This window comes from Streptomyces sp. NPDC051180 (assembly GCF_040689545.1).
Lineage (GTDB): Bacteria > Actinomycetota > Actinomycetes > Streptomycetales > Streptomycetaceae > Streptomyces.
The window spans coordinates 92,272-102,898 of record NZ_JBFBBC010000020.1 but is presented as its reverse complement, the minus strand read 5'-3'; the positions used below and the strand labels follow the sequence as shown (position 1 = coordinate 102,898).

The window sequence follows — 10,627 nt, the reverse complement described above, 5'->3', positions numbered from 1 at the left end:
CGAGCACTTCCACCCGGCACACCGAGAGCACGCACCAGACGCCGCAGGGCCGCCCTTCGGGCAACGAGGGGATTGTGACGACAGGCCCTAGCCGCCACCCGGCCGCTCGGCTTCCCGCCGCCGTCCGCCCTGGTCTCGCCCGCGAACCCCAGGTCCGTACACGCGGACCGCCGCTGCCGGACCGCACCCTGCCCCTGCCCGGCGACTCTCCACGTGCGGTGCGGCGCCGTGACGTCGGCCATGGTTCGCCGTGATCCGGCACGGGGGAGCGCGTCCTCAACTATGTTACCGACGTGGAGCAGTTGATCACGGAAGACCCGACACGCATCGGCCCGTACCGCCTCATCGCCCGGCTGGGGGAGGGCGGCATGGGACTGGTCTACCTGGGGCGGTCCGAGGCCGGCCGGACCGTCGCCGTCAAGGTGGTGCAGGCCGAGCACGCCCAGCACCCCGAGTTCCGGCAGAGGTTCGCCCGCGAGGTCGCCGCCGCCCGGCGGGTGGGCGGCGACTGGACGGCCGCCGTCCTCGACGCCGACACCGACGCGCCGGTGCCGTGGGTGGCCACCCAGTACATCCCCGGGCCCGACCTCACGACCGTGGTCGCCCGGGACTTCGGGCCGCTGCCCGAGCACTCGGTCCGCACCCTCGCCCACCGCCTCGCGACGGCCCTGGGGTCGGTGCACGGGGCGGGGCTCATCCACCGCGACCTGAAGCCGTCGAACGTCCTGGTCACCGTCGACGGGCCGCGGGTCATCGACTTCGGCATCGCGCGGGCCATGGACGGCCTGGCCGGGGACAGCCTGCGCACCCGCACCGGCATGCTCATCGGCTCGCCCGGCTTCATGTCGCCCGAGCAGGTGCGGGGCCTCGAACTCACCCCGGCCAGCGACGTGTTCTGCCTGGGTGCCGTCCTCGTCTACGCCGCCACCGGACGGCTGCTCTTCGGCGCCTCGGACAGCAGCCTCCACGCGCACCTCTTCCGGATCGCGGAGGAGGAGCCGGACCTGACCGGTGTACCGGACGCGCTCGTCGACCTCGTCCGGGCCTGCCTGGACAAGGACCCGGCGCGCCGGCCCACGCCCGCCGACGTCGCCGCGCGCACCGTCACCGACCGGGCCGAGGAATGGCTGCCCGGCTCCGTCCTCGCCCAGCTCGGCCGCCACGCGGCCCGGCTGCTCGACTTCACGCCCGAGACGCGCGTCCCGCTGGAGGCGACGCCCGCCCCGCAGGACCCGCGGATCCCGTCCCAGCCGCGGCCGCTCCCTCAGCCGCCGCCCGCTTACACCCCGACCACCCCCGTCGACCACAGCCCACCGGGGGGCTTCGGGCCGGCGGTCGGTCCCGTGCCGGGGAACTGGGGGGCTCCTCCGTCGTTCCCGCCCGACGTCCCCGGGGCGTCGCCGAAGCGCTGGTGGGGTCTGGTGGCGGCGCTGCCGGCGCAACTCCTGGTGGCGGTCGGCTCGTCGGCGATGTACGTGGCGCTTCCCGCCGCCCAGGCCGACCTGGGCGCGGGCGTCGGAGTGCTGCGTACCATGCTCCTGGCCCAGGCGCTGTCCTTCGGCGCGCTGCTCCTGCTCGGCGGGCACGTCGCCGACCTCCTCGGCCGCAGGAGGACCCTGCTCGTCGGCCTGGCCGGCGCCGCGTTGTCCGCCGTGGCCGGCGGCTCGGCGAGCGCCACCGCCCTGCTGGTCGCGGCGCAGATCCTCATGGGGATCTCCGCCGCGCTGGTGTCCGCCGCGGCCCTGGCCCTGGTGGCCGGCGGCTTCACCGCCCCCGGGGAACGGGGCAGGGCCTTCGGGGCGTACGCCGTGATCGCCGGCGGCGGCCTGGTGATCGGCGACTACGCGGGCGGCTGGCTTGCGGAGGGCCTCGGCTGGCGATGGTGCTTCTACGGCACCGTGCCGCTCGCCGCCCTCGCGGCCGCGCTGGCGAGCGGTGTCGCCGACGACCGGCGGGGCCGTGCGCCCGTCCGCTTCGACGGGGCGGGCGTCCTGCTCGGCACCGGCGGCCTGGCCGCCCTCGGCTACGGCCTGGACGCCGCCGGGGCCACGGACGGCTCCGGGGGCTGGGCCCGGCCCCTGACCCTGCTGCTGCTCGTGTCGGGGGCGGCCCTGCTCGGGGCGTTCGCCTGGTGGCAGACCCGGGCGGCGGACCCGCTCGTCCCGCGGCTCCTCCTCGGGGACCGCCGGCGCCTGGGCGCCCTCCTCGCCCTGACCCTCTCCGGCGTGGCGACCTCCACCCTCTTCCTGGTCCTCTACCGCTATCTGACCGGCGCCCTCGACATCGCCACCCCCGCGCGGGTCTCCCTCGCCCTGCTCCCCGTGGCGGGCGCCCTGCTGGTCGTCTCCACCCAGGTCGCCGCGCGCCTCCAGCACCGGCTGGCGCCCGGTCACCTGATCGCGCCGGGCCTGCTGCTCGCGGCGGTCGGAACGGCCCTGCTGACCCGGCTGGAGCGGGACAGCTCGTACACCGGTCTGGTGCTGCCCGCCCTGCTCCTGGTCGGTCTCGGCCTCGGACTCGCCCTCTCCCCGCTGCTCGACACAGCGACCGGCGCGGCGCCCGCGGGGAAGGCCGGCGGGACGGCGGCGGTCGTCCTCACCCTCCAGAACCTCGGCGGGCTCCTGGCCGCACCGCTGCTCGGCGTCCTCCTCCCCACGGTGATCTCGGCCCGCCTCGCCGGCGTGTCCGACGTCCCGCAGGGCCTGCGGGAGCCGCTGGAGAACGGCTACCTGCTCAGGCCGCACGACTTCCCCGCCGAGCTGGCCGAGGCCGTCGAGCGGGCCGAGCCGGCGGTCCTCGCCGGCTACTCCGTCGCCCTCTGGTGCGCGGCCGGCCTCCTGGTCCTCGCGGGGCTGCTGGCCGGTGTGCTGATCGGCTCGAAGGATCCCGACCCCATGGCGTCCCCTCGATAAGTCCCTTGTACGCAGGGGTGGTTGACGAAAGGTCTGGACCAACCTACGGTCTGCTGGAGCGCGCGCGAAGCCTAGGAACACCCCCACGTCCTCAGGAGCACGCATGCCGGTCCCCCGCCTCACCCGCATCCTCGGAGCGGGTCTCAGCACCCTGCTCGCCGCCACCGCACTCGCGGCCTCCGCCGCCCTGACCCCCGCCGCCGCGGCCCCCGCGGCGGACACCTGCGCCCTCAAGCAGAAGCCCGCGGGCAAGGTCCTCCAGGGGTACTGGGAGAACTGGGACGGCGCCGCCAACGGCGTCCACCCGCCCTTCGGCTGGGCACCCATCGACGACCCCCGCTTCGCCGCCCACGGCTACAACGTCGTCAACGCTGCCTTCCCCGTGATCCGTTCGGACGGCACGGTGCTGTGGGAGGACGGCATGGACAGCACCGTCCGGGTCTCCACCCCGGCGGAGATGTGCCGCGCGAAGGCGGCCGGAGCAACCCTCCTGCTGTCGATCGGCGGCGCTGCCGCCGGCATCGACCTCAGCTCGCGCGCCGTCGCCGACCGGTTCGTCGAGACCGTCGTGCCGATCCTCAAGACGTACAACTTCGACGGCATCGACATCGACATCGAGACCGGCCTCGTCGGCAGCGGGTCCATCAACACCCTCTCCACCTCGCAGGCCAACCTGGTCCGCATCATCGACGGCGTCCTCGCCCGCATGCCCGCCGGCTTCGGACTGACGATGGCACCCGAGACCGCGTACGTCACCGGCGGCAGCGTCGCCTACGGCTCCATCTGGGGCGCCTACCTGCCGATCGTCAAGAAGTACGCGGACAACGGCCGCCTGTGGTGGCTCAACATGCAGTACTACAACGGCAGCATGTACGGATGTTCCGGCGACTCCTACTCCGCCGGGACCGTCGCCGGGTTCGTCGCCCAGACCGACTGCCTCAACCGCGGCCTGGTGATCCAGGGCACCACCATCAAGGTCCCCTACGACAAGCAGGTCCCCGGCCTGCCCGCCCAGCCGGGCGCCGGCGGCGGGTACATGGCGCCGACGGCCGTCGCCCAGGCGTGGAACCACTACGGCGGCGCGCTCAAGGGCCTCATGACCTGGTCGGCCAACTGGGACGGCTCCAAGAACTGGACCTTCGGCAACAACGTCAAGGCGCTCCAGGGCCGCTAGGGGGGTCCGGAAGGTAGCGCCGTCTGCCCGCGGGGCAGGGCCCGCGACGCCCGGCACGCACGATCATGCCGGGCCCGATCCCGGTGACCAGCGGCACGACGCGACGCCCCCGCCACCTCGGCGGGGGCGTCCGCGTTCCCCGCCGGACCCGCCCCGCGCGGTGCGTCTCGCGGGGCGACTCTGGTGTCCCGCACCGGGGTTGTGCTTTGCTGGGCCCATGACCCTGCTCGTGATGCGCCGCCACGTGGACTACGCGCGCGTCACGACCACGTCCTGTTCGGGCTGACCGAAGCCCCTCCACCGGTGAGGGCCGACCGAGCCCTCCCCACCGGCGTCCCCCCGCTCTCGCGCGGACGCCGCGTACCCACCCCCGCGCCCCGAGCGCCACCCCGCGCGGCCCGCCCGGCCGGTCCCTTCCCTGCCCCGGGCCGTCCCGGGCGTGGGCAGCGCCGCGCGCCCCCGTCGCACTCTCGCAGGAGGACACATGAGCGTCCCGACCGTCACGCCCGCCTTCACCCGGGAATGGGAGGAGTGGCACCGGGCCAAGGACGCCCGGCTCGCAGCCGAGCACGGCTTCCTCGCCATCACCGGTCTGCACTGGCTCTCCGCCGAGCCCCAGCGCGTCCCCGGCGCGCCCGGCACCTGGTCGACCGGACCCGACGGCGTCACCGTCGAGCTCGACGAGGGGGAGGAACTCCTCGTCGACGGCACCGCGGTCCGGGGACGGCACGCCTTCGGCACGATCCCCGAGCGCGGCGGCGTCGACGCCGTCTGGGGCGACGCCGTCATCGAGGTCGCCCGCCGTGGCGGACACGACATCGTCCGGCCCAGGCACCCCGACCACCCGCTGCGGACCGCCTTCGAGGGCACCCCCGCCTACGCGCCGGACCCCCGCTGGGTGGTCACCGGCCGCTACGTCCCCTTCGCCGAGCCGCGGCCGACGACCGTCGGCGCCTCCGTCGAGGGTCTGCGGCACGTCTACGACGCACCCGGCCGCATCACCTTCCGCCTCGACGACCGGGAACTGAGCCTGACCGCCTTCAACGGCCACACCCCCGGCACCTTCACGGTCCTCTTCACCGACGAGACCTCGGGCGTCACCACCTACGCGGCCAACCGCGACCTGCGCGTCGACGCCCCCGGACCCGACGGCACGGTCGTCCTCGACTTCAACCGCGCCACCAACCTGCCCTGCGCCTACACCGACTTCGCCACCTGCCCCCTGCCCCCGGCCGAGAACCGGCTCCCCGTCGCGGTCGAGGCCGGGGAGCGGATCCCCCACGAGCGGAAGGCGTGAACCCCGGGCCGCCGACGGCACCGGACGCCGTCGGCGGCCCGGACGCTCAGTCGTGCAGGTTCTGCTCCGCCCAGACCACCTTGCCGGTGACGGTACGACACGAGCCCCAGCGTCGGCAGAGCATGTTGATGAGCTGGAGGCCGCGCCCGCCCTCGTCGCTGAGGTCGGCGTGCTGGATCTGCGGCAGGTCCGGGCCCGTGTCGGAGACCTCCACGACGAGGCGCTCGCCGCGCAGCAGCCGGAGCTCGCCGGGGCCGTTGCCGTAGCGCAGCGCGTTGCCGACGAGCTCCGACACGACCAGCTCGCACACGTCGGAGAGGTCGGACAGCTCCCACGCGGCGAGCTGCTCGGTGACCAGGTTGCGCGCCACGGACGCGGCGCGCCCCTCCCGCGGCAGCTGCCACACCCGGAGGTCCTCGGCGGTGCCCGAGGACTCCGCCGCGGTCGTCGCGGAGAGGATCACCGCCTCGTCGAACCGGGCGTCGCCCGCCGGCGCGCGCTCCACCAGACCGCTCGCCACGTGCGGCCCGGCGCCCAGATCGCGCGCCGCCGACCGCAGGAGGTCCAGCTGACGGTCCAGATCGGCGGTGCGGGATTTGACCAGGCCGTCGGTGTACATGATCAGGTCACCGCCCTCGGGGACCCGCACCCGGACCGGGTCGTAGGGGATCACCCCGGTGCCGAGGGGCGCGCCGACCGGTACGTCGACGAAGTCGGCTCCACCGCGTCCGTCGAGCAGGATCGGCGGCAGGTGCCCGGCGCTGGCCAGCGTGTACGTGGAGTCCACGGGGTCGTACACCGCGCAGAGACAGGTCGCGACCTGCTCGTCCTCCAGGTCGCGCGTGGCGAGGTCCAGCCGGGCCAGGACGCGCTCCGGCGCCATGTCCAGGGTCATCAGGGTGCGGGCGACCGCCCGCAGGCGGCCCATGGTCGCGGCGGCGGGCAGCCCGTGCCCCATGACGTCGCCGACCATCAGCGCCGTACGGCCGCTGGGCAGGGCCATCACGTCGTACCAGTCGCCGCCGACCCCGTGGTGGGCCGTGGAGGGCGCGTACTCGGCGTGCAGCCGCAGACCCGGCGTGAGCGGCGTCGCGCGCGGCAGCAGGCTCCGCTGCAGGGACACCACGTGCTCGCGCTCGCGGCCGTACAACCGCGCGTTGTCGATGAAGACGGCGGCCTGGGAGGCCAGCTGCTCGGCCAGCGCCAGGTCCGTGGACGAGAACGGCGGAGAACCCGCACCGCGGACGAAGTCGGCGCTCCCCAGCAGCAGCCCGCGGGCGATCAGGGGCACCGCCAGGTAGCTGTGCACGCCGGCGGCGCGCATCTTCGCCGCCGCGCTGGGGGTGGGCGCCACCTTGATGTAGTCGTCGTTCCGCATCCGGCTCAGCAGCACCGGCCGGCCCTGTCGCAGGCAGTAGCGGTGGAGGAGCGTCTCGTGCTGTTCCTCGGCCCGTTTGAAGGTCTCGCCGACCGGGGTCGGCTCCAGCGAGGACAGCTCCTCGACGGCGCACACGGCGGCGGCGCGCATCTGCGGAACCCCCGTGCCGGTCCACCGGGAGCCCTCCTCGCCGCGCAGGACGCTCTCCAGGATGTCGACGGCGGCCCCGTCGGCGAAGCCCGGCACGGTGAACTCGGCGAGCTCCTGAGCGGTCCGCTTGAGGTCCAGGGTCGTCCCGATCCGGGAGCTTGCGGCGTTCAGCCAGGCGAGCCGGCCGCGGGTCGACATCCGGTCGAGCGGGACGCCCCCGTCGCTCCGGGCGAACCGTCCGCGCGCTCCGGCCGACCGTTGCGCCGTCGAGCCCCGTCCGCCCGAAGCCCGGCTGGTCAGGCGCCTCCTCTGGTTGCCGCCGTTCACTCTTTCGGCCTCCACACAGGAACTCGAACGTTCTAGGTGCACAGCATGCACCGGAACCGGCCGCCGTGCACCAGCCATGCGGAAGACGGATGCGCAAGTCGGCGCCGTGGCGCGGGGCGGCGTCCGCGGCCCGCCGGTCCCCGGAGGGTGTCGTGGCGATCGGGCCGGGCCGGCCGGCGCGACACCCCCGGCCTCAGCCGGACGTCTCCTTCGCGGCCGTCTCGATGAGGTTGGCCACGGCCTCGGGCTGGGAGGCGAGGGACGCGTGGCTCGCGTCGAGCTCGATGACCGCGCGCGGGTTCATGCGCGCCGCCATGCGGCGTTCGTTGTCGGGGTGGATCATGCGGTCCTCGGTGGAGACCTGGTACCAGCACGGCTTGGACCGCCAGGCCGGCGCGGTCACGGTGTCGCCGAAGGTGGAGGCGAGCGGCGCCTTCTGGGTCACCGCCATGACGAGGGTCTCGTCGGGCGTGAGGTCCTGCGCGAAGCTCTCCTGGAACTTGTCCTGCTTGATCCAGAGGTAGCCGTCGGAGTCGGGCGCGATGTTCTCGAAGGCCGCCGGCGGGTGCTCCTGGCTGATCCCGCCGGGGCTCTCGCCGGCGTCGGGGGCGAAGGCGGCGACGTACACGAGCGCGGTGACGTTGGGCAGGTCGCCGGCCTCGGTGATGACGGCGCCGCCGTAGGAGTGGCCGACGAGGACGACGGGGCCCTCGACCTGCTTCACCATCTGCCGGGTGCGCTCGGCGTCGTCGGCGAGCGAGGTGAGCGGGTTCTCGACGGCGTGGAGCCGGTCGAATCCGCGCTTGCGCAGTTCGACGATCACCTTCGCCCAGTGGGCGGCGCCTCCCCAGAAGCCGTGGACCAGGACGACGGTGGGCTTGGCGCTCATGGCGGGGTTCCTTTGCGGGCTCTGGCGGCCGGAGACCTCGAAGCGCTCCGGTCCGGGCGGACGCCCGGCCGCGCCGTGAGGCGGGAGACGGGCGCGTCACTGAGCCGAGTCTCCTTCGCCCCGGCCCCCGCGGCACGGTGCGAGGTCCAAGGGGGTGACCCCGACCCGGCCCCTTCGCACGCCGCACGCCGCGGGACGTCGGACGCCAGGAGGCCCGTCGGCGACGGCCGACGGGCCCCACGGTGACGCTCCGGGGACGGTCCCCGGACCCAGGGTGTCCGGAAAGTCCCACCCCGACCTACCTTCCGGTCACCCCCTACGGCTGCTCGGCGGCTGCCGCCCGGCGCTCCGCCCGGAAGCCGGTGGCCACGACGGTGACCAGGCAGAAGGCGATGACGATCTCCGCCCAGAGGAAGGCGAGGTAGTCGATCAGCGAGCCGATCGGCGGCGTGCCGGGGGCGGTGTTGCGGAAGGCGGCCAGCGCGAAGAGCGTCGCGGCCATCCAGCCGAGGGCGGGCCAGGTCAGGCCCATGCGCCGGGTGACGAGGAACCAGGCTCCGGTGAGGACCGCGAGGGCGAGGGCCCACATGGCGGCCATCATGAAGACGGTGAAGACGAGCACGCTGTTGGAGCGTGCCAGCGAGACGTCGAAGACGGCGGCGTCGCCGACCTCCGAGGCGTCCACGCCCGTCGAGAAGAGGGCGTCCGCGTTGGTCAGCGTCATGCGGACGGGTACCTTCTCGCCGCCCTGGGTGGCGCTGAACTCGATGGCGGCCTCGTACGCGTCGAAGGGGTAGTCCGTGATCGAACCGCCCGTCAGGGTGACGGGAAGGTCCATGGTGGCGATCCGGCTGTGGGCCTTGAAGGACAGGTCGCCCCGGGTGGACGTCGACGTCTGGAGGGTCAGGTCACCGGTGGGGGAGACCCCGCCGGCCTCGGCGAGCTCCCCCCGCGGGGTGACGAGCACCCGCAGGGTCAGCTCGCGGCCGGCGGCGTCGACCCGCTGGATCGAGGCGTCGATGTCCACGCGGTCGGGTTCCGCGCTCCCGGCGCTGTACTCCCTGTCCAGGGCCTGGCGCTCGCCGAACTGGAGCCAGGTGCCCAGGGCGATGGCGGCCACGACCAGGACGCCCCCGATCACGGCGGGGAGGATTCCGGCCCGGCCGGTGCGCCGGCGCCGGGTGCGGGACGGGTGCGGCTGCCGCGGGTCGGCCGTCACTCGACCGGCTTCCCGGGCTGGTCGTGGGTGGCGCAGTGGATGCCGCCGCCACCGGTGGCGATGGTGTCGATGCTCAGCTGGACGACCTCGCGCTTGGGGAACTGGTCCTGCAGGATGCCCCGGGCGCGGTCGTCGGCCTTCTTGTCGCCGAACTTGGGCATGTACACGGCGTCGTTGCCGACGTAGAAGTTGGCGTAGGTGGACAGGAAGTCGTCCGTGTAGCCGGTGACCAGGTCCGGGTCGGGCTGCGGGAGGTCGATGATCTCGAACTCGCGGCCCTGGGCGTCGGTCGCCTCGCTGAGCACGGCCATGGCCTGGTCGGAGGAGCGCGACCAGGAGTCGGCCGGCATGCCGGGGAAGGCCCGGTCCAGGAGGATCACGCCGGGCGCGGTGAACCGCACGAGGCTGTCGACGTGGGCGTCGGTGATGTCCTCGCCGCGCACGCCCTTCAGCCAGATCACCTTCTCCATGCCGAGGAGCTCCTTGAGCTCGGCCTCGATCTGGGCGCGGGACTTCCCGCGGTTGCGGTTGTCGTTGACGATCGAGCTCTCGGTGATCAGGAGCGTGCCCTCGCCGTCCGTCTCGAAGGAGCCTCCCTCGGCGACGAGCGGGGCCTGGACGCGCGGGATGCCGTACTTGCGCAGCAGGAGCCGGCCGACCAGGGCGTCGTTGTCGTGCGTCTGCTTGTTGCCCCAGCCGTTGAAGTTGAAGTCGACCCCGACGACCTTGCCCTCCTCCTCGACGAAGACGGGGACGGTGTCACGTGCCCAGAGGTCGTCGACGGGCATGTCGATCACCTCCACGCCGGAGCCGCACGCCTTCTGGGCGGCGGCGCGCTGCGCGGGCCGGGCCATCATCACGACGTACTCGAACTCGGAGATCGCGCGGGCGACCCGGGCGATGTCCTGGCGCACGTAGGGAAGGTCGTCCTCCCAGACGGACTCGAGCGCGGGCCAGGACATGAAGGTGCGGGCGTGGCTCTCCCACTCGGCGGGCATGCGGATCCCCTCGTCCGTCGGGGCGGCCTGGCCGGTGGTGGGAGTGCCGGCCGACTGCCCCGGGTCGCCGGGGCCGCACGCGGTGGCGCCGAGGGCGAGTGCGCCGATGCCGGCGAGGACGCGCAGCGCCGAGCGGCGGGAAGGGAGGTCGGACATGTGGGGTCTCCGATCGTGGGCTTGCGGGACCGGGAGTCCGGCAGGTGGGGGGCGCCGGGTGGGGCGAGCGCCGCGCGCTCGTCTCCCGTCCTGTCATCCAGGGTGCACGCACCGCTCCGGGAATCGC

7 protein-coding genes are annotated in these 10,627 nt (G+C 74.1%); 3 read left to right on the top strand and 4 right to left on the bottom strand.

What is annotated here, in order from left to right; genetic code table 11:
• The first annotated feature begins 293 nt into the window (after positions 1 to 293).
• From AB0424_RS28010 to AB0424_RS28000, 3 genes are all read left to right on the top strand, one after another.
• On the top strand, positions 294 to 2,912 hold the full coding sequence (locus AB0424_RS28010) for a bifunctional serine/threonine protein kinase/MFS transporter (protein ID WP_366309344.1): 2,619 nt from the start codon (positions 294 to 296) through the stop codon (positions 2,910 to 2,912).
• A 103-nt stretch (positions 2,913 to 3,015) separates the two neighbouring features.
• Positions 3,016 to 4,086: a chitinase gene (locus AB0424_RS28005; RefSeq protein WP_366309343.1), complete on the top strand. Its 1,071-nt coding sequence runs from the start codon at positions 3,016 to 3,018 to the stop codon at positions 4,084 to 4,086.
• A 484-nt stretch (positions 4,087 to 4,570) separates the two neighbouring features.
• Positions 4,571 to 5,383 carry a DUF1684 domain-containing protein gene (locus tag AB0424_RS28000; protein WP_366309342.1) on the top strand — a complete coding sequence of 271 codons (813 nt, stop codon included), beginning with the start codon at positions 4,571 to 4,573 and terminating at the stop codon, positions 5,381 to 5,383.
• A 46-nt stretch (positions 5,384 to 5,429) separates the two neighbouring features.
• Here AB0424_RS28000 and AB0424_RS27995 read toward each other — a convergent pair whose 3' ends face one another.
• The 4 genes from AB0424_RS27995 to AB0424_RS27980 form a co-directional block, all read right to left on the bottom strand.
• Positions 5,430 to 7,238, bottom strand: coding sequence for a SpoIIE family protein phosphatase (locus AB0424_RS27995; RefSeq protein WP_366309346.1), 1,809 nt, complete (start codon positions 7,236 to 7,238; stop codon positions 5,430 to 5,432).
• A 193-nt stretch (positions 7,239 to 7,431) separates the two neighbouring features.
• Positions 7,432 to 8,127 (bottom strand): alpha/beta hydrolase, encoded by a 696-nt coding sequence (locus tag AB0424_RS27990; protein WP_366309341.1) that lies wholly within the window; start codon positions 8,125 to 8,127, stop codon positions 7,432 to 7,434.
• A gap of 316 nt (positions 8,128 to 8,443) precedes the next feature.
• The gene (locus AB0424_RS27985; protein WP_366309340.1) at positions 8,444 to 9,346 is read right to left on the bottom strand and encodes a DUF4436 family protein; all 903 of its coding nucleotides are present in this window, start codon (positions 9,344 to 9,346) and stop codon (positions 8,444 to 8,446) included.
• Positions 9,343 to 10,500 (bottom strand): agmatine deiminase family protein, encoded by a 1,158-nt coding sequence (locus tag AB0424_RS27980; RefSeq protein ID WP_366309339.1) that lies wholly within the window; start codon positions 10,498 to 10,500, stop codon positions 9,343 to 9,345. The genes AB0424_RS27985 and AB0424_RS27980 overlap by 4 nt, the downstream gene beginning before the upstream one ends.
• Positions 10,501 to 10,627 lie beyond the last annotated feature (127 nt).